This is a genomic window from Corynebacterium sp. HMSC064E08, assembly GCF_001811805.1.
GTDB classification, from domain to species: domain Bacteria; phylum Actinomycetota; class Actinomycetes; order Mycobacteriales; family Mycobacteriaceae; genus Corynebacterium; species Corynebacterium jeikeium_D.
Genome location: NZ_KV806693.1, coordinates 163,579 through 182,467 on the forward strand (window position 1 = coordinate 163,579; position 18,889 = coordinate 182,467).

Consider the following 18,889-nt stretch of genomic DNA (forward strand, 5'->3'; position numbering starts at 1 on the left):
GGGGAAATGATCTAGAAGAAAGTTGTACTGCTCGTGGCCTCTAATCTTCGGCTGTTTTCCAGTGAATCTGTTACCGAGGGGCACCCAGATAAGATTTGCGACTCGATTTCGGACTCCATCCTTGACGCTATGCTCGCGCAGGATTCTGCATCGATGGTCGCCGTTGAGACTGTGGTGACTACCGGTTTAGTCCATGTTGTTGGCGAAGTTCGCACGAAGAGCTACGTTGACATCCCCGGTATTGTCCGGAGTCGACTGAAGGAGATCGGTTTCGATTCTTCTGAAAAGGGCTTTGACGGCAAGACCTGCGGCGTCTCCGTTTCGATCGGTGAGCAGTCCTCAGATATTCACGACGGTGTGCACACTTCTCTGGAAGCACGCAGCTCTGATGGCGAAGTCGAAGCAGAAGATCTCAAGGGCGCTGGCGACCAGGGGCTGATGTTCGGCTACGCTACCAACGAAACTCCGGAGTACATGCCGCTACCGATTGCGCTGGCACACCGCCTGGCTCGCCGCTTGACGCAGGTACGCAAGGAAGGCATCGTCCCATCGCTTCGACCGGATGGTAAGACTCAGGTCACCTTCGCTTACGACGAAGACAATAACCCGGTGTACTTGGACACTGTTGTGGTGTCCACGCAGCACGACCCGGATGTGACCCAGGAGTGGATTACCGAGCAGATTAAGACTCACGTAGTCGATTGGGTGCTCGACGACGCTAACTTGCGCGAGCGCTTTGTTACCGATGAATTGAAGCTGCTGGTCAACCCGTCTGGCCAATTTATAATCGGTGGGCCGATGGGCGATGCCGGCCTGACCGGCCGCAAGATTATCGTCGACACCTACGGCGGTATGGCTCGCCACGGTGGCGGCGCATTCTCGGGTAAGGACCCGTCAAAGGTGGACCGCTCCGGCGCTTATGCCACCCGTTGGGTTGCGAAGAATGCCGTGGCTGCGGGTCTGGCTGACCGCCTGGAGATTCAGGTCGCCTACGCTATCGGCCGCGCTCGCCCGGTAGGCCTTTACGTCGACTCTTTCGGCACCGGTCACGTTTCAGACGACGCCATCCGCGAGGCTATCAACAAGGTCTTCGACCTTCGTCCGGCCGCTATTATTCGTGACCTGGACTTGCTGCGCCCGATTTATGCGCAGACCTCCACCTACGGTCACTTCGGCCGAACTGACTTGGACCTGCCGTGGGAGCAACTCAACCGTGTTGAAGAGCTCCGCGCAGCCGCTGGCCTGGGATAAACACCACCCGCCAGCATGACCCTGGGGTGGGGAAGTAGAGTAAGACTCTATGACCGACGCCCCTTTCGCACCCGCCGCCGCAGCTGAGAAGCTGCCTGTCGCGCGGGTGCTTCCACTTTTGGGGCTGCCGCAGTTGGATCGCCCCTTCGATTACCTGGTTCCGCGCGCGCTAGCGGAGGAAGCGGTTGTCGGTTGCCGGGTGCGGATTCGATTCCACGGCCAATTGGTCAATGCGCTGGTGCTGGAGCGCTGTGCCACGCCCACTCACGACGGCAAACTGTCCTATCTCAAGGATGTCATCAGCTCTGAGGTTGTCTATCCGCCGCAGCTTCGACGGTTAGTGGATTCTCTGGCGGAGTATTACGGCGCAACACGCTCAAACATCATTCGATCCGCCATCCCAACCCGTCATGCACGGGCCGAACGTGCCCGCAAGGAGAACATGCCCCCGACGTGGGAGGAATTGGGAAAGCTTGCCACCGAGGATCCGGACCTTTCCGCGTGGGGCAACTATGTCTTCGGCGAATCCTTTGTCGATTCCGTCCGCAAGGGCGCCCCGGCACGCGCAGCGTGGCAGCCAGTTCCAGGGGAACAGGTGGCAGCCATGCTCGCCGCGCTCAGCGTTTCGGTCGCCCGCGATGGTGGCGGTGTTCTCATCATTGTGCCGGACGCACGCACGCAGGCGCGCTTCGAGAGCGCTTTTCGCGAGCTCATTTCTGCCCGTCAGCTCACTGTTCTCGGGGCTGGTCTCGGGCCCGAGTCCCGCTATCGCCGGTACCTGGATATCCTGCACGGCCAGGGGCGCATAGTCGTCGGCACGCGTTCGGCAGCGTACGCCCCAGTGCAGAATCTGCGTTTAGCAGTGATTGTCGATGATGGCGATGACAACCTCGTAGACCCCCGCGCACCCTACGTCCACTCTCGCGAGGTGCTGGTCACGCGAAGTGCGCAGGAGGGGTGCGCTCTCATTTTTGCGTCGTATAGCCGTACAGCCGAAGTGCAGCTGCTGGTCTCCTCAGGTTGGGCGCACAATCTGGTCGCAGGCGCCGACGCCTTGGCTGAGTCCATGCCGGAGATGATTGCCTCCACGGACACTTCCGAAGACCCGGATGACGTCAGTAGGGGACGCCTTCCTGCCATCGCTTTTCGACGGGCAAAAGCCGCGCTGCGCGAAGAGCTTCCGATTCTGGTCCAGGTACCCCGCAAGGGATATGTACCGACATTGTCGTGTCGTTCCTGTGGTGCTCCTGCGCGCTGTCGCTGGTGTAACGGTCCACTGGGAATTCCACCGTCCGATAACCCGGACGATCCGGCGCCGCCGACCTGTCGGTGGTGTGGCCGCATCGACATCCACCACCGTTGCCATAGCTGCGGTTCCACCAAGATTCGGCCAGTCGTGGTCGGCAGTGAACGTACGGCGGAAGAGTTTGGTCGTATTTTCAGTCCATTCCCAGTCGTCGCTTCCTCTGGCGAACGGATTGTTGACGACATTCCCGAAGGCCCGAGGGTCGTGGTGGCCACGCCGGGAGCCGAGCCTTATGCGCCGGAGGGCTACGGTGCAGTGATGCTGCTGGACACTTGGGCGATGCTCGGCCGGCAGGACTTGCGCGCTCATGAAGAGGCCTATGCGCATTGGTCTCGAGCTGTCACGCTTGCGCGACCGCGGGAGCGAGGAGGGGCAGTGGTTATCGATGCGGATGCTGCAGTCCCGACTGTGGCCGATCTTCTGGCATGGGACGCGGTAGGCGCTGCGAACAGGGAATTGGCCGACCGTACAGCCGCCGCTCTGCCTCCGGCCTTTCACGTGGCAGCGGTGGACGGGACTGAAGAGGGCCTGCGTAACTTCATGGAGTCCCTGGAGGTTCCATCGGGCGCGGAAATCCTGGGGCCGGTAGACCTTCCCCGCAACGCCAGACCACCAGCAGGCGTGGAACCGGGTACACCTATTCAGCGGATGTTGGTGCGCTGTGACCGTCGGCAAGCACGGGCGGTGGGAGCGGCGTTGAAGGCAGCACAGGTCGTTCGAGCGACCAGGAAGGACCCGACGCCGGTGCGCGTTGTCGTCGATCCGATTAATTTCGGCTAGCTGCTAAAATGAGCGCGTTATCGCTTGATTCACACCAGTTTTCTTGGAGGCTCTAAGTTCATGGCAGTTCGTGAGGTACGTCTTTTCGGCGATCCGGTGTTGCTGTCCAAGGCGGATACCGTCACTGATTTCGACGCGACGCTGTCGCACCTGATTGATGACATGTTCGACACGATGGACGAGCAACAGGGCGTCGGGCTCGCGGCAAACCAGGTCGGTGTGCTGCAGCGCGTTTTCGTCTACGACTGCAATGGCACCCGCGGGCACATCGTCAATCCGGAATGGGAAGCCATCGGCGACGAGACTGTCCACGAAATCGAAGGATGCCTATCTATCCCGGGTATTAATGGACCCGTGACTCGACACGCACGTGTGCGCGTTACTGGCCAGGATCGCCACGGCACACCGGTGAGCTTCGAAGCTGATGATTTGCTGGCTCGCTGCGTGCAGCATGAAAGCGACCACCTGGACGGTGTGCTGTTTTTGAAGCGTCTCGAGGGCGACGAGCGCAAGACCGCGATGCGTTCTCTGCGTGAGCAGGACTGGTTCCTCAACCGCGGTTAACTCACCTGCGCCTAGCCCCCTGGGTGTGGCGCCCCGAGTTTCATCACTAGATTAACTAGAACAACTAGGTCCACCAGGAAGGAATCCACTTACTGTGCGCCTGATTTTTGCCGGAACCCCGGAACCTGCTGTCGTTGCCCTGAAGAAGTTGCTCGAAGACTCCCGTCATGACATCGTCGCTGTTCTCACTCGCCCCGATGCCCGCCGTGGCCGCGGCAAGTCGCTTTCGCCCTCGCCGGTGAAGGCTCTGGCCTTGGAACACGACATTCCCGTGCTCACCCCGACGACCCTGCGCGATGGGGAGATCCAACAGCAAATCCGCGAACTAAATGCCGACTGCATCCCGGTGGTCGCCTACGGCAATCTCGTGCCGGAGGATTTGCTCGATGTACCGACGCACGGCTGGGTCAATCTGCATTTCTCGCTGCTTCCTTCTTGGCGAGGTGCCGCGCCGGTGCAGGCAGCTATCGCCGCTGGCGACGAGGTCACGGGTGCCAGTACCTTCCGGATTGAAAAGGGCCTGGATACCGGACCAGTTTTCGGTACCGTCACCGAAGCGATTCGCCCGACTGATAATGCCGACGACCTCTTGACCCGCCTGGCATACTCCGGCGCGGATCTCCTAGCTGCCACCATGGACGGCATCGAAGCCGGTGCGTTGCGTCCGACCGCTCAGCCGGAACAGGATGTCAGCTACGCCGCTAAGTTCGGGCCGGAGGATGCCCGAATCGTTTGGACTCAGCCGCGTCATCTTCTTGACCGCCGCGCTCGTGCATTCACGCCTGCCCCAGGTGCGTGGACGACTCTCGACGGTGCACGTTTGAAGGTCGGAGAGCTCACCCCGCTTTCCGACGAGGACAGCGCCGCGGTCGACGAGGTGCGAAAGGCAGCTGCTCCGGAGGCGGCAGCCGCCACACCGGGTGAGTTGGTAGTGGAGAAGCACCGAGTATCTGTGCGTTGTGCCGATGGCTATGTGCAGCTGGTGAAGGTGCAGCCACAGGGTAAGAAGATGATGGATGCGTCCGACTGGGCGCGAGGTAGCCAACCCGGCGGAAAGGTCTGCGAGTAAATGGGCAACGACAAACCCCGCCACACCGGTGGCGGACGGCAGCGCGGCAACCGCAGCGGACAGAACCGCAATGACCGCAACCGTAACCGTGACAACCGAGGTGGGGACAATCGCGGTGGCATTGACCAGCCGCGCAAGGTCGCACTGAAGGTACTAGCCGACGTTCGCGAGAATGATGCTTACGCGAACCTGCTGCTGCCCAAGTTGCTGAAGGCACACAAGCTCAAGGGTCGGGATGCTGCTTTTGCAACGGAGCTGACGTACGGCACACTGCGGGCGGAAGGCCTGTTGGATGCCGTGATTGAGGCATCGTCGTCACGCCCGTTAAGCGATATTGCTGGACCGGTGATGGATGTGTTGCGCCTGGGCACGTACCAGCTGCTGCGTACGCGCGTCGACGCCTACGCTGCGGTCGATACCTCGGTGCGGGCAGTGGCGAAGGTGGCGGGACCTGGTGCGCGCGGCTTTGTCAATGCCATTTTGAGGAAGGTTTCCTCGAAGACCGAAAACGAATGGGTGGCTGAGATTGCGCCGGATCCTGCGACCGATCCGATTGGCTACGTAGCGATGAAGCATGCCCACCCGCGCTGGATTGCGATGGAGTTTGCCCGCGCACTCGGTGCACAAGCCGGTGAGCTGCAGCAGGCACTCGCTGCCGACGATGCGCGCCCGTTGGTGCACTTGGTCGCTCGTCCGGGCGAGATTACGGCTGAGGAATTGGCACTGATTACCGGCGGTGAAGAGGGACCGTGGTCGCCGTACTGCGTGCGCTTGGATTCCGGTGCCCCAGGAGAATTGGAGCCGGTCCGACAGGGCTTGGCTGCGGTGCAGGACGAGGGTTCTCAGCTCATTGCGCGTGCCGTCACCATGGCACCCGTTGCCGGTGAAGACAGCGGCCGCTGGTTAGATCTGTGTTCCGGCCCCGGTGGTAAGTCAGCTTTCATCGGTGGCATCGCTGCTATTGAGGGCGCGAAGCTCGATGCTGTTGAGGTATCTGCGACTCGCGCAGAACTGGTGAAGAAGGCCACGGCCGGGCTGCCAGTGACTGTAACGGTTGCGGATGGTCGCGATACCGGGCTGGAGGCAGGCTTTGACCGCATTTTGGTAGACGCGCCGTGCTCTGGTTTGGGCTCGCTTCGCCGTCGCCCGGAAGCGCGCTGGCGGAAGTCGGCGTCCGATCTGAACTCCTTGACTGCGCTGCAGTTTGAACTGCTCAGTGAAGCTGTGCGTCTGGCACGGCCGGGTGGCATCATCGTCTATTCCACGTGTTCTCCGCATCTGCGTGAAACCAGGGGCATTGTCGATAGGGCAGTGACGGAATTGCCGGTGACGGAGCTGAAGGCACACGAGCTGGTAACGCCGATGACCGATGTCGGACCGTATCCATCTGTGCAGATGTGGCCACACCGCCACGGTACCGATGCGATGTTCTTCTCAGTTTTGCGCAAGAACGACTAGGCTCAGAGGTTATGAGCGCACCAATTATTGCCCCGTCCATTCTCGCTGCTGACTTCGCTCGCCTCGACCGCGAGGTTGAGGCTGTAGCGAATGCAGATTGGCTACATATCGACGTCATGGATGGCCACTTCGTTCCCAACCTGTCTTTCGGCGCTCCGGTGCTGGAGGCCGTAGCTGCGGTGACGGACAAGTACTTGGATGTCCATCTCATGATTGAGAACCCGGAGAAGTGGGTCGACACCTACATTAAGGCGGGGGCGAGCTCCGTTATTTTCCATGTGGAAGCCGCCGACGATGCCATCGCACTGGCACGCCACATTCGTTCCCAGGGCGTGAAGGCCGGGTTCTCGCTGCGCCCGGGTACCCCAATTGAGCCGTGGCTGGATCACCTCGCCGAATTCGACGAGGTGCTGGTCATGAGTGTCGAACCCGGTTTCGGGGGCCAGTCCTTTATGCCGGATCAGCTAGCCAAGGTCGAGAAGCTGCGTCAGCGCATTGATGCCGAAGGTCTGGATACTCTGATCGAGATTGACGGAGGTATCTCCGCCAAGACCATCGAATCCGCTGCCGCCGCTGGTTGCGACGCCTTCGTTGCAGGGTCGGCCGTTTTCGGCACTGAAGATCGTGCGGCTGCTGTTGATGAGCTGCGCGCACTGGCAACTGCTGCTGCAACTAAGTAGACGGCGGTGAAGCACGGTGGCACAGTTTCCGGATCTTGTCTCCGCACAGCCGTTGACTGACGCCCAAGCTATGGCATTGGCCATAGAAGCCGGTCAGCGAGTTCGAGGCACCACCTATCCCAATCCACCGATTGGTTGCGTCATCCTCGATACCGCAGGGATTGCGGTCGGTGTGGCCGGAACTGAGCCTGTAGGCGGGCGACACGCAGAGCCACAGGCATTGGAAATGGCGGGGGCACGAGCTCAGGGCGGTACTGCAGTGGTCACACTAGAGCCGTGCAATCATATCGGCCGTACACCACCGTGCACCGAGGCACTTGCGGCAGCCGGTGTTTCCCGCGTCATATTTGCGGTCGCCGATCCTAATCCCGTGGCCGCTGGCGGCAGCGAGTGGTTGCGATACAAGGGAATCGACGTGGTCGAGGAGTTCCAACGCAATCGTGTGGCGGATGGCTATCTGCGTCCATGGTTACACTGGCAGCGCTCTCGGCGCCCACACATCACGCTGAAGACGGCGGGCACGCTGGATGGTTTCGCCGCCGCTACCGACCGCACCTCGCAGTGGATTACGGGGGAGCAGGCGCGGGCACGGGTACATATCGATCGTGCACGTCGGCAAGCGATTGTCGTCGGAACGGGAACAGTGCTCGCTGACAATCCGCGATTGACCGCGCGCACACCAGACGGCGAGGAGCTGTCAACGCAACCTCTGCGCATCGCGATTGGCACCTCGGAGGTTGCTGCCGATGCGAATATCTGCGGCGATAACTTCCGCCACATTCGCACTCACGATGTGGAAGTGGCGCTGGAGACAATGGCGGATATGGGCCTTATTGACGTCCTGGTAGAAGGCGGCCCACGGCTCGCCAGCGCTTTCTTGGAAGCCGATGCTGTCGACGCGATTGAGTCCTACATTGCCCCGGCGTTTCTCGGAGCTGGTCTGCCGGTGACATCGGCCAATCATGAGACCACCATCACTGACATCTCCCGTTTCCGCACCGTCGCGGTCGAGACTCTGGGGGATGACATTTTGATTACGGCACTCCGCAGTGGCAAAGATCGCGGGTAGACCGGCTAGAGTTAATTTTGTAAAAATCTTTCAATTTATAACAAACGGTAAAGGATTTTCCTGACCACTATGTTTACGGGAATTGTTGAGGAACTCGGCGAAATTCGCGAAATCCACCGCGAAGCCGATTCCATTACTCTGACCATTCGCGCGACCACCGTGCTTGACGACGTGCACCACGGTGATTCCATTGCTGTCAATGGTGTTTGTTTGACCGTCGTGGAGTTTGGCGATGATTTCTTTACCGCTGATCTCATGCAAGAGACTCTGGATAGGTCGAGCCTCGGCCAGGTTGAGGTCGGCTCCAAGGTCAACCTCGAACGTGCAACCGCAGTGGGTCAACGCCTCGGCGGCCATATCGTGCAGGGACATGTCGATGGCACCGGCGAGGTTATTTCGCGCACGCCAGGGGAGCGCTGGGAAGTAGTGCGGATTTCGCTGCCGGAGCATCTCTCCAAGTATGTCGTGGAAAAGGGCTCAATTGCCGTGGATGGTACTTCGTTGACCGTCTCTGCAGTAGGCGAGGGGTTCTTTGAAGTCAGCCTGATACCGACGACGCTGACGGACTCCGTTATTGGTTCGACCGCGGTAGGCGCCAAGGTCAATTTGGAAGTCGATGTGCTAGCCAAGTACGTCGAGAAAATGTTGGAAAGATAAGCTACAAGACTGTGATTAAGTTCGATTCTGTAGAGCGGGCCATTGCGGACATCGCAGCCGGTAAGGCCGTGGTCGTCGTCGACGATGAAGATCGTGAGAACGAGGGCGACATCATCTTCGCCGCCGAGAAGGCAACGCCTGAACTTGTTGCCTTTATGGTTCGCTATTCCTCTGGTTACATCTGCGCGCCGCTGACCGCCGAGGACTGCGAGCGTCTGAATTTGCCACCGATGGTGTCAGAGAATGAGGATGCCCGCGGTACCGCATACACAGTGACCGTGGATGCCAACACCGGTACGACCGGTATTTCCGCCACAGATCGTGCGAACACCATTCGTACTCTGGCTGACCCCACGTCGAGCCCGCACGATTTCACCCGACCAGGACACGTGGTCCCGTTGCGAGCTCGCGATGGTGGCGTCCTCGTCCGTGCCGGCCACACCGAGGCTGCGGTCGATCTCGCCCGCCTGGCAGGGCTTCGTCCTGCTGGCGTGCTGTGTGAGGTTGTCTCCGAGGAAGACCCGACCGGTATGGCGCGCGCGGAGGAACTGCGTCGCTTCTGCGACAAGCACGATTTAGCGCTGATCTCCATTGAGCAGCTGATCGAATACCGTCGCCACAACGAGCACTTGATTGAACGCGTTGTCGAAACCAAGCTGCCGACCGACTACGGCGAGTTCCGTGCCATTGGGTACCGGAGCCTTATCGACGGTGTTGAGCATGTCGCTCTCGTTGTGGGGGATGTGTCTTCCAACGATGGTCAGGACGTCCTCGTGCGTGTGCACTCCGAATGCCTCACTGGCGACGCACTGGGATCTCGCCGCTGCGACTGCGGTCAGCAGCTGCACAACTCCATGCGCATGGTTCACGAAGCGGGGCGTGGCGTCATCCTCTACATGCGCGGTCACGAAGGCCGAGGCATTGGTCTGATGCCGAAGCTGCAGGCCTACCACTTGCAAGATGAAGGCGCTGACACCGTTGATGCCAATCTTGCGCTCGGTTTGCCGTCGGATGCACGTGAGTACGGCACTGGTGCACAGATTCTGCAGGATCTTGGAGTCACCACTATGGCGCTGCTGACGAACAATCCGACCAAGCGTGCCGGCCTAGGCGGATATGGGTTGGAGATGAGCCGCCGAGTCCCGGTGCCAGTTGAGGTCAACGAGGATAACTTGAAATACTTGTTGACAAAGCGCGAACGCATGGGCCATGAACTTCCTTGGTTGGATGAGTACATGGAGACCCACGGCATTTCGACAGAAGGAGCACAGTAGATGAGTGGCGCAGGTCTTCCTGAAATTTCCGTTCCCGATTCCACTGGTGTGACCGTCGGTCTGGTCACCTCTCACTGGAACGAGGAGATTACTGGGCAGCTTCGTCGTGAAGCGCTGTCCCAGGCCGAGGAGGTCGGCGCTGTAGTCACGGATGTGACTGTCGTCGGTGCTCTGGAGATTCCGGTTGTGGTGCAACAGCTCGCGCGAACTCACGACGCCGTGGTGGCGCTGGGGTGTGTTATCCGCGGTGGTACCCCACACTTCGACTATGTCTGCGACTCGGTGACTGAGGGCCTGACGCGGATCGCACTGGACTGTGAAACGCCAGTTGGCAATGGTGTGTTGACCTGCAACACTGAACAGCAGGCAATTGATCGTACCGGCGGTGAGGGCGCCGCGGAGAATAAAGGTCGCGAGGCCATGGCCGCAGCGCTGCATACCGTCGCAGTGTTGAAGTCCCTTCGTGAAGGTGGAGCTGAGTAAGAATGGGTAACTCCGAACGCCACAGCAATTCGACTGCCGTCGACACCGGTAGCGAAGACAAATGGCTGTTGGAAATCACCTCGCAAAAGCTGCGTCTGTGGGCGATTATCGCTGCAGTTGTGGTCTTCGCTATCCATATCTTCATGGGTATCGTGGTGGACTTTGGTAACACCGGAGCTTCGGTGACCATTATTGACCAGCTGGCTTTCCCGATGATTGGTTTGATCATCGCCGGGGTGATCCTGCTGCTGACTCGGGCTCGCGTTCGCGTCAATGCCAGGGGCGTGGAAGTCCGCAATCTACTCAATGCGAAGTTCTACCCGTGGGTCGATATCTACGGCCTGAGTTTTCCAAAGAAGTCCCGCTGGGCTCGCTTGGAGCTGCCGGACTTTGAGTTTGTGCCGATGCTCGCGATTCAGTCAGCCGACGGCAGCCGCGTCGTGGAAGACATCCGCCGGTTCCGTGAACTTGAAGACAAGTTCATGCCGGAGGACTAACCCAAGGACACGTTTTAAGGACACCGTAAGTGACTGACCCTTCTCAGTACCGTCCCGCCCCCGGCACCATTCCCACGGAGCCGGGGGTGTACCGTTTTCTCGATTCAACCGGGCGCGTTCTCTACGTCGGCAAGGCGAAGAATCTCCGTGCGCGTTTGTCTAACTATTTCCAGGACTTAACTCGGCTGCATCCCCGCACCCGGCAGATGGTGCAGTCCGCTTCGAAGGTGACGTGGACTGTCGTCCACAATGAGGTCGAAGCGCTGCAGTTGGAGTACACCTGGATCAAGCGCTTTAATCCGCGGTTCAACGTGATGTACCGCGACGATAAGTCGTATCCGATGTTGGCCGTCAGCGTCGGCGAGCTGTATCCTCGGCTCTTTCTCTACCGAGGACCGCGCCGGAAGGGCGTGCGTTATTTCGGGCCCTATTCACACGCGTGGGCTATCCGAGAAACGCTCGACTTGCTTACGCGAGTTTTCCCGGCCCGCACCTGTTCAAAGGGAGTCTTCAACCGGCAGCAGGCCCTGGGGCGGCCCTGTTTGCTCGGCTATATCGACAAATGCTCGGCGCCTTGTGTCGGCCGTGTCAGTGCCGAGGAACACCGCGAAATTGTCCGTGGTTTTACCAGCTTCATGTCGGGAAATACGGGCCCGGTCACCAGGCGCTTAAAGAAGGAAATGGAGGACGCTGCCGGCGAGTTAGACTTCGAGCGCGCCGCTAGTCTGCGCGACAACCTCGGTGCCATCGACAAGGTCATGGAGCGACAGTCGGTCGTGCTTTCCGACGCCGCTGATGCCGACTTTATTGCGCTAGCAACCGACGAACTGGAAGCGGCCGTGCAGATTTTCCATGTTCGGGCAGGACGTATTTACGGTCAGCGCGGCTGGGTAGTGGAGAAGTCCGGCGAGTACGCGACTACGGAGTTTCGAGAGGGAGAGACCGACCCCAGCTTGGGTGGGCTGCTAACGCAGTTCCTGACACAGTTCTATGGCGACGCCGCCAAGCACGCGGATGTAGACGGCGATGAATCGACCACTGCCGCCCAGGTTGTGCCACGCGAAATTCTCGTCCAGGCCACGCCCGACGATCTTGACGAGGTTACTGCATTTTTGGCCGATATTCGTGGCACCAATGTAGATATTCGCGTCCCACAACGCGGTGACAAACGGACGCTCATGGAGACCGTGCAGAAAAATGCAGCTGAAGCGCTACGCCAGCACAAACTAAAGCGAAGTGGAGATCTAACTACTCGATCGCAGGCTCTCTCCGAACTCCAGGACGCGCTATTTATGGATGAAGCGCCGCTGCGCATCGAGTGCACTGACATCTCGCATATTCAGGGCACCGATGTGGTGGCCTCGTTGGTGGTCTTCGAGGATGGATTGCCCAAGAAGTCCGACTACCGCCGCTACCGAATCAAAGATGCAGCGGGTGACGGTCGCTCGGACGACGTCGGTTCTATCGCTGAGGTGGTGCGCCGTCGTTTTCTGCGCCATAACGAGGACAAGCTCGCCATGCCCGATGATGCAAGCGAGATGTTCGTCGAAGAGACGACTGATGCCGTCGATGAGCAGTCGCGGAGTAACCGCAAGTTTGCCTACCCGCCACAGTTGTTCATCGTCGACGGTGGTGCACCGCAGGTCGCAGCCGCACAGGCGGTCCTCGATGAACTCGAGGTCACCGATGTGACGTTGGTGGGAATTGCCAAGCGCTTAGAAGAGCTGTGGATTCCCGACGATGATGAGCCGCTCATTCTGCCGCGCAATTCGGAGGCGATGTACCTAATCCAGCGAATTCGTGATGAGGCGCACCGCTTTGCCATTAATTATCACCGTCAGCAGCGCTCTAAACGCATGCGCTCGTCGGTGCTTGATGGCATTAAGGGGCTGGGGCCAGCACGCCGCAGTGAGTTGGTCAAGCACTTTGGTTCCGTTGCGGCGCTGAAGAAGGCCAGCGTCGAGCAGATCGAAGAAGTGGCTGGTTTCGGGCCGATGCTCGCGAAAACTGTTTACGATTACCTCCATCCAGACGAGAAGTCGTCAGAGCCAAACTCGGATGTCGGTCCGGGAGAGTAGGCGTAGAAGTAGGTAAACAAGTGGCTAAAACCGCACTTGAAACAGTGCTAGGGGGTTTACTTCCGCTAGTAAAACCGAGAGCGGTTGGGCGGAATTGTATTAGAGTGATGGCATGATTACTTCGGGTTATTCCCCTCAGGCTGAAAAGTCACTTGTGTTGATTACCGGCATGTCCGGTTCCGGACGCAATACGGCCGCCAGCGTCTTGGAGGAGATGGGCTGGTATGTCGCAGACAACCTGCCCCCGGAGTTGATTATGCGCATGGTCGAGTTGTCGTTTGAAGCGGACTCTCCAGTAGAGCGCCTCGCTATCGTCACCGACGTGCGCTCGCGCGCGTTCGCCGGCAGTTTGGGGGAGGTGCTCGACGGACTCCGCAATGAGGGGCGCCAGCCCTATGTCATCTTCTTTGATGCCAACGACGACACCCTCATCGCTCGCTACGACTCTGTCCGCCGCACCCATCCGCTGCAGGAAAATGGCACGCTTTCACAGGGTATTGCCGCTGAACGTCAGATGTTGCTGCCAATAAAGGGCATGTCGGATTTAGTAGTGGATACCTCTGACATGAGCGTGCACGATTTGCGCCGTGAGTTAGAGCATCAGTTGTCGGATACCGCTAGCAAGATTCAGCAGATCACCATCGAATCTTTTGGGTTTAAGCACGGTGCGCCGCGCGATGCCGACATGCTTTTCGACGTCCGTTTTCTCCCCAATCCCTATTGGGTACCTGAGCTGCGTGCGGGCCGCGGTACCAATAAAGCCGTGGCCGACTACGTGCTGTCCCAACCTGAGTCTCAGGGGTTTTTGGACAACGTCACAAACTTGATTGAATTGGTTTTGCCCGGGTATCGCCGTGAGGGCAAGGGTTTTATGACTATCGCTGTGGGATGCACCGGAGGCCATCACCGAAGTGTGGCCATGTCGGAGGCGCTGGCTAAGAAGCTCGAGGGAGTTTCCGGGATCAACGTCAACGTCGTCCACCGCGATATTGACCGCAACTAGCGGTTTTCGTGGAGGTGTAGAAATTGACATCAATTACCAGTCTGGGTGGCGGTCATGGTCTATTTGCCACGCTGAGAGCTGACCGTCAGGTTGCGGACCATGTCACTGCGGTGGTCACTGTTGCCGACGATGGCGGATCCTCGGGTCGCCTTCGTCGTGAGCTGGGGCAGATTCCCCCTGGAGATCTTCGCATGGCACTCGCCGCGCTTTCCGCAGATACGGAAAAAGGCGATCTGTGGGAAAAGACACTGCAGCACCGCTTTGGCGGAACTGGCGCACTGGCAGGGCATGCGATTGGCAATCTGATTATCGCTGGACTCACCAGTGTGATGGGAAATGAAGTCGACGCCCTTGACGAAATCGGCCGGTTGCTGCAAATCCAGGGTCGCGTCGTGCCCATGTCGCCAATCCCGCTAGAGATTGAGGCCGAAGTCGTAGGCCTGGAGCAGGATGCCCGCGTCGTGCGCCAAGTCCGTGGCCAGGTCGCTGTGGCCACGACGCCTGGCCAGGTGCGCCGAATCCGGCTGATTCCTGAGACTCCGCCGGCATCCGAGGAGGCCATTGAAGCTATCCTCAATGCTGATTTGGTGACGCTGGGTCCGGGTTCGTGGTTCACTTCGGTTCTGCCACATCTGCAGGTGCCCGGGCTGCGGGACGCTCTGCAAGAAACCAAGGCCACAACCGTGGTGGTGCTGAATCTTGTCGCCGAGCCGGGGGAGACCGCCGGTTTTTCTTCCGAACGGCACATCCACATGCTCACGCAGCACGCACCTAATTTGAAGCTCAATTACGTGCTTGTCGACGACAACACGCCGCTCGCGGATACCGAACGAGAATACCTGCAGCGAGCGGCGGATAGCCTAGACGCGCAGGTTGTCTTCGCCGATGTGCAAGAAGTTGATGACCACGGAGCTCTGACGGGTCGGCATTCGCCGGAGAAACTAGCTGTCGCACTTCGTCAGTTCCTCTAAAGCGTCCGGCCAATCGAGGGTTTTTATGCACTCTCCTGCGAGGATGCAACAGACAATCAACTAATTGCCACTCGATTGGTACCGGATACTATCCTTGAGGTTTATTGCTAAAGCTCAAATGGGGTTAATTTCACCTAGATTAACCAGGCCCAAACCCAGCTCGTACACATGAAATGAGGATGGACAGCATCGTGGCATTGACGGCGAAGGTCAAAGACGAACTAGCCCGCGTGTCAGTTTCGCAGGAAAGCGCTCAGGCAGCGGAGATTGCGACCCTGTTCCGCTTCGCAGGAGGACTCCACCTGGTGGCAGGTTCGATTGTGCTGGAGGCTGAGTTGGATTCCGGCGCTGTCGCACGCCGCCTGCGCTCCATGCTGGCCGAACTCTACGATGTCAAAGCCAGCCTCAATGTCTTGTCTCCCGGTGGCTTGCGAAAGACCTCGAAGTACATCGTGCGGGTAACCGATGGCGCGGAGCTCGTCGTTAGGCAAACTGGCCTGATTGACTCTGCAGGACGTCCCGTACGTGGGCTACCACGCAAGCTGATCATGGGGCAGAAAATTGATCAAGAAGCTGCATGGCGGGGTGCTTTTTTGGCACATGGTTCACTGACTGAGCCGGGGCGTTCCTCAGCTTTGGAAGTCACTGCTCCTTCTGCTGAAGCGGCACTCGCATTGGTGGGATGTGCTCGTAGGCTCGGAATTACGGCTAAGAGCAAGGAGAATAAATCCCGCGGTGGCGATCGCGTAATCATCCGGGAGGGCGATGCAATCGGTGCGCTGCTGACGCGAATGGGAGCCCAGACTACTCGCCTGCAGTGGGAAGAACAGCGTATGCGTCGTGAAGTGCGAGCGACGGCCACCCGCTTGGCAAACTTCGACGATGCCAACCTGCGGCGCTCGGCTCGTGCGGCCGTTATTGCAGCAGCGCGAGTAGAGCGTGCTTTAGAGATTCTCGGTGACGATGTACCAGACCATTTGGTGTCTGCAGGACAGCTGCGCATCGAGCACAAGCAGGCTTCACTGGAAGAACTTGGGCAGCTGGCCAATCCGCCAATGACCAAGGACGCCGTCGCAGGACGCATCCGCCGTTTGCTCTCCATGGCGGACAAAAGAGCAAACGAACTCGGAATTCCCCCCACAACTGCAGTCGTTACAGACGAACTTTTTGACAAAGAAGTTGACGAGTAAAGCACCTGTTATGCCTAGTCAGGTGCGTAATTTTTGATAAATCTCCGTTTATTTGGGATTTTCGCACCAAACCACCGCTGCGCGAATGAAAAACCCAACGTACACTTCTGTAGTGAACCTGTTGGAGCGCAATCAGCGCCCTGACAAGTGGCATCGATTCGCCAATCCATTAAGGAGATTATTGTGACGGTTCGTGTAGGTATTAACGGTTTTGGTCGCATTGGCCGCAACTTCTTCCGCTCCCTGCTCGCTGCAGGCGCTGACCTGGAAGTCGTTGCTGTAAACGACCTCACTGATAACAAGACCCTGGCTCACCTGCTCAAGTACGACTCCATCATGGGCAAGCTTGACGCAGAGGTCACCTACGACGATGAGTCCCTCACCGTCAACGGCAAGCGCATCGCGGCATACGCTGAGCGTGACCCGAAGGACCTGCCGTGGGGCAAGCACGAGGTCGACATCGTCATTGAGTCCACCGGTTTCTTCACCGATGCCAACGCTGCCAAGGCTCACATCGAGGCTGGCGCCAAGAAGGTCATCATCTCCGCTCCGGCTAAGAACGAAGACGCAACCTTCGTTGTCGGTGTTAACCACACTGACTACGACCCGGAGAAGCACAACATCATTTCGAACGCTTCTTGCACCACCAACTGCCTGGCTCCGATGGCTAAGGTCCTGGACGACAAGTTCGGCATCGAGCGCGGTCTCATGACCACCATCCACGCATACACCGGTGACCAGCGTCTGCACGACGCTCCGCACAAGGACCTGCGTCGCGCCCGCGCTGCTGCACTGAACATTGTTCCGACCTCCACCGGTGCTGCAAAGGCAGTCGCTCTGGTTCTGCCGCAGCTCAAGGGTCTGCTGGACGGCTACGCACTGCGTGTTCCGACCCCGACCGGCTCTGTCACCGACCTGACCTTCACTGCGAAGAGCGAGGTCACCGTCGAGTCCGTCAATGCTGCCATCAAGGAAGCTGCTGAGGGCGAGCTCAAGGGTGTTCTGGGCTACAACGAGGACCCAATCGTTTCCAAGGACATCGAGGGCGACCCGCGTTCCTCGATCTTCGACGCACCGCTGACCAAGGTCATCGGCGATCAGGTCAAGGTTGTCTCCTGGTACGACAACGAGTGGGGCTACTCCAACCGCCTCGTCGACCTGGCTGTCTACGTCGGTGAGCGCCTCTAATAACTCACCTGGTTAATCCCAGACCCCGAACGGGCCGGGGTGGTTGCGCCTGAGTAGGGCACGCCACCCACGGCCCGTTTTTTACACACTTTCACAAGGATTTCATTGAGATGACTGTTAAGACTGTCAAAGACCTGATCAACGAAGGTATTGAAGGCCGTTACGTCCTCGTCCGCTCCGACTTTAACGTCCCACTGAAAGACGGCGTTATCACCGATCCGGGTCGAATCGATGCTTCGCTGCCCACCCTGTCCGCGCTTGTCGAGGCCGGCGCCAAGGTCGTTGTTATGGCTCACCTGGGTCGCCCGAAGGGCGAGGTTAAGTCCGAGTTCTCCCTGGCCCCGGTCGCTGAGGCGCTATCTGAGCGCCTGGAGCAGTACGTCGCGCTCGCCGGTGATGTCTCCGGTGAGGACGCGCACGAGCGCGCAAATGGTCTGACCGAGGGCGATGTACTCCTGTTGGAGAACGTCCGCTTCGATCCGCGCGAGACCTCCAAGGACGAGGCAGAACGCGCCGAATTCGCAGCCGAGCTGGCCGCACTTGTTCCGGACGGAGCATTTGTTTCCGACGGTTTCGGTGTTGTTCACCGCGCCCAGGCTTCCGTCTTCGACGTCGCTAAGAAGCTGCCGCACTACGCCGGCAACCTGGTTCAGGCTGAGCTTGAGGTTCTGCGCAAGGTTGCAGAGACCCCGGAGAAGCCGTACACCGTCGTGCTCGGCGGTTCCAAGGTTTCCGACAAGCTGGGCGTTATTGAGGCTCTCGCGCCGAAGGTTGACTCCCTGGTCATCGGCGGCGGCATGTGCTTCACCTTCCTGGCTGCCAAGGGCTACGCCGTTGGTGCATCCCTGCTGCAGGAAGAGATGATTGACACCTGTAAGGATCTGCTGGACCGCTACGGCGACAAGATTGTTCTGCCAACCGACGTAGTCGTGGCCGACAAGTTCGCTGCTGACGCTGAAAACAAGGTCGTCGATGCCACCGAGATTCCGGAAGGCTGGATGGGCCTGGACATCGGATCGGCTTCCGCCGAGGCATTTGGCAAGGTGCTGGCTGAGTCCAAGACTGTGTTCTGGAACGGTCCGATGGGCGTGTTCGAGATGGAGGCTTTCGCAGCTGGTACCCGCGAGGTTGCACAGGCCATCATCGATGCCACCACAAACAACGGTTGCTTCTCCGTCGTCGGTGGCGGTGACTCCGCAGCGGCAGTACGTACCCTGGGGTTGAACGAGGAGGGCTTCAGCCACATCTCAACCGGTGGTGGCGCGTCGCTGGAGTTCCTCGAGGGTAAGACTCTGCCGGGCGTCTCCGTCCTGGAAGACTAAGTTTTTTCACCACCGGATTTTCATCGCTTAAAAATCCGCTAATTGATAG

The 18,889-nt window shown here is 59.1% G+C and carries 17 protein-coding genes; all 17 read left to right on the top strand.

The window, feature by feature from the left end:
• Positions 1 to 33: 33 nt before the first annotated feature.
• The 17 genes from metK to pgk all read left to right on the top strand — a co-directional run bounded on the left by metK (position 34) and on the right by pgk (position 18,840).
• Positions 34 to 1,251 carry a methionine adenosyltransferase gene (metK, locus tag HMPREF2820_RS02310; RefSeq protein WP_016422717.1) on the top strand — a complete coding sequence of 406 codons (1,218 nt, stop codon included), beginning with the start codon at positions 34 to 36 and terminating at the stop codon, positions 1,249 to 1,251.
• 49 nt (positions 1,252 to 1,300) lie between these two features.
• Positions 1,301 to 3,337: a primosomal protein N' gene (locus HMPREF2820_RS02315; RefSeq protein WP_070602586.1), complete on the top strand. Its 2,037-nt coding sequence runs from the start codon at positions 1,301 to 1,303 to the stop codon at positions 3,335 to 3,337.
• Between the two features lie 60 nt (positions 3,338 to 3,397).
• Positions 3,398 to 3,901 carry a peptide deformylase gene (def, locus tag HMPREF2820_RS02320; RefSeq protein ID WP_016422719.1) on the top strand — a complete coding sequence of 168 codons (504 nt, stop codon included), beginning with the start codon at positions 3,398 to 3,400 and terminating at the stop codon, positions 3,899 to 3,901.
• Between the two features lie 94 nt (positions 3,902 to 3,995).
• A complete protein-coding gene (gene fmt, locus HMPREF2820_RS02325) occupies positions 3,996 to 4,970 on the top strand; it encodes a methionyl-tRNA formyltransferase (RefSeq protein ID WP_070602588.1) in 975 nt (324 codons plus the stop codon).
• Positions 4,971 to 6,428: an RsmB/NOP family class I SAM-dependent RNA methyltransferase gene (locus tag HMPREF2820_RS02330; protein WP_070602590.1), complete on the top strand. Its 1,458-nt coding sequence runs from the start codon at positions 4,971 to 4,973 to the stop codon at positions 6,426 to 6,428.
• Between the two features lie 11 nt (positions 6,429 to 6,439).
• Positions 6,440 to 7,108, top strand: coding sequence for a ribulose-phosphate 3-epimerase (gene rpe / locus HMPREF2820_RS02335; protein WP_070595266.1), 669 nt, complete (start codon positions 6,440 to 6,442; stop codon positions 7,106 to 7,108).
• 16 nt (positions 7,109 to 7,124) lie between these two features.
• Positions 7,125 to 8,177 (top strand): bifunctional diaminohydroxyphosphoribosylaminopyrimidine deaminase/5-amino-6-(5-phosphoribosylamino)uracil reductase RibD, encoded by a 1,053-nt coding sequence (ribD, locus tag HMPREF2820_RS02340; protein ID WP_070595264.1) that lies wholly within the window; start codon positions 7,125 to 7,127, stop codon positions 8,175 to 8,177.
• A 69-nt stretch (positions 8,178 to 8,246) separates the two neighbouring features.
• On the top strand, positions 8,247 to 8,834 hold the full coding sequence (locus tag HMPREF2820_RS02345; RefSeq protein ID WP_016422724.1) for a riboflavin synthase: 588 nt from the start codon (positions 8,247 to 8,249) through the stop codon (positions 8,832 to 8,834).
• 11 nt (positions 8,835 to 8,845) lie between these two features.
• Positions 8,846 to 10,108, top strand: coding sequence for a bifunctional 3,4-dihydroxy-2-butanone-4-phosphate synthase/GTP cyclohydrolase II (locus HMPREF2820_RS02350; RefSeq protein WP_016422725.1), 1,263 nt, complete (start codon positions 8,846 to 8,848; stop codon positions 10,106 to 10,108).
• The gene (gene ribH / locus HMPREF2820_RS02355) at positions 10,109 to 10,591 is read left to right on the top strand and encodes a 6,7-dimethyl-8-ribityllumazine synthase (RefSeq protein WP_070602592.1); all 483 of its coding nucleotides are present in this window, start codon (positions 10,109 to 10,111) and stop codon (positions 10,589 to 10,591) included.
• A gap of 2 nt (positions 10,592 to 10,593) precedes the next feature.
• The gene (locus HMPREF2820_RS02360) at positions 10,594 to 11,088 is read left to right on the top strand and encodes a PH domain-containing protein (protein ID WP_069358696.1); all 495 of its coding nucleotides are present in this window, start codon (positions 10,594 to 10,596) and stop codon (positions 11,086 to 11,088) included.
• Between the two features lie 29 nt (positions 11,089 to 11,117).
• Positions 11,118 to 13,166, top strand: coding sequence for an excinuclease ABC subunit UvrC (uvrC, locus tag HMPREF2820_RS02365; RefSeq protein ID WP_048731878.1), 2,049 nt, complete (start codon positions 11,118 to 11,120; stop codon positions 13,164 to 13,166).
• Positions 13,167 to 13,278: 112 nt separating this feature from the next.
• The gene (rapZ, locus tag HMPREF2820_RS02370) at positions 13,279 to 14,169 is read left to right on the top strand and encodes an RNase adapter RapZ (RefSeq protein ID WP_005510809.1); all 891 of its coding nucleotides are present in this window, start codon (positions 13,279 to 13,281) and stop codon (positions 14,167 to 14,169) included.
• Positions 14,170 to 14,192: 23 nt separating this feature from the next.
• Positions 14,193 to 15,140, top strand: a complete 948-nt coding sequence (yvcK, locus tag HMPREF2820_RS02375) for a gluconeogenesis factor YvcK family protein (RefSeq protein WP_070602594.1) — start codon at positions 14,193 to 14,195, stop codon at positions 15,138 to 15,140.
• Between the two features lie 191 nt (positions 15,141 to 15,331).
• Complete coding sequence (gene whiA / locus HMPREF2820_RS02380; protein WP_049190810.1) at positions 15,332 to 16,330, top strand: DNA-binding protein WhiA; 999 nt, start codon at positions 15,332 to 15,334, stop codon at positions 16,328 to 16,330.
• 183 nt (positions 16,331 to 16,513) lie between these two features.
• The gene (gene gap / locus HMPREF2820_RS02385) at positions 16,514 to 17,518 is read left to right on the top strand and encodes a type I glyceraldehyde-3-phosphate dehydrogenase (RefSeq protein WP_048731894.1); all 1,005 of its coding nucleotides are present in this window, start codon (positions 16,514 to 16,516) and stop codon (positions 17,516 to 17,518) included.
• Positions 17,519 to 17,628: 110 nt separating this feature from the next.
• On the top strand, positions 17,629 to 18,840 hold the full coding sequence (pgk, locus tag HMPREF2820_RS02390; RefSeq protein WP_070602596.1) for a phosphoglycerate kinase: 1,212 nt from the start codon (positions 17,629 to 17,631) through the stop codon (positions 18,838 to 18,840).
• The last annotated feature ends 49 nt before the right edge of the window (positions 18,841 to 18,889 follow it).

Coding starts and splice junctions, on each gene's coding strand:
- rpe (WP_070595266.1), top strand. CDS start 6,440: ATGAGCGCACCAATTATTGCCCCGTCCATTCTCGCTGCTGACTTCGCT.
- def (WP_016422719.1), top strand. CDS start 3,398: ATGGCAGTTCGTGAGGTACGTCTTTTCGGCGATCCGGTGTTGCTGTCC.
- rapZ (WP_005510809.1), top strand. CDS start 13,279: ATGATTACTTCGGGTTATTCCCCTCAGGCTGAAAAGTCACTTGTGTTG.
- HMPREF2820_RS02330 (WP_070602590.1), top strand. CDS start 4,971: ATGGGCAACGACAAACCCCGCCACACCGGTGGCGGACGGCAGCGCGGC.
- HMPREF2820_RS02315 (WP_070602586.1), top strand. CDS start 1,301: ATGACCGACGCCCCTTTCGCACCCGCCGCCGCAGCTGAGAAGCTGCCT.
- ribH (WP_070602592.1), top strand. CDS start 10,109: ATGAGTGGCGCAGGTCTTCCTGAAATTTCCGTTCCCGATTCCACTGGT.
- HMPREF2820_RS02345 (WP_016422724.1), top strand. CDS start 8,247: ATGTTTACGGGAATTGTTGAGGAACTCGGCGAAATTCGCGAAATCCAC.
- HMPREF2820_RS02360 (WP_069358696.1), top strand. CDS start 10,594: ATGGGTAACTCCGAACGCCACAGCAATTCGACTGCCGTCGACACCGGT.
- pgk (WP_070602596.1), top strand. CDS start 17,629: ATGACTGTTAAGACTGTCAAAGACCTGATCAACGAAGGTATTGAAGGC.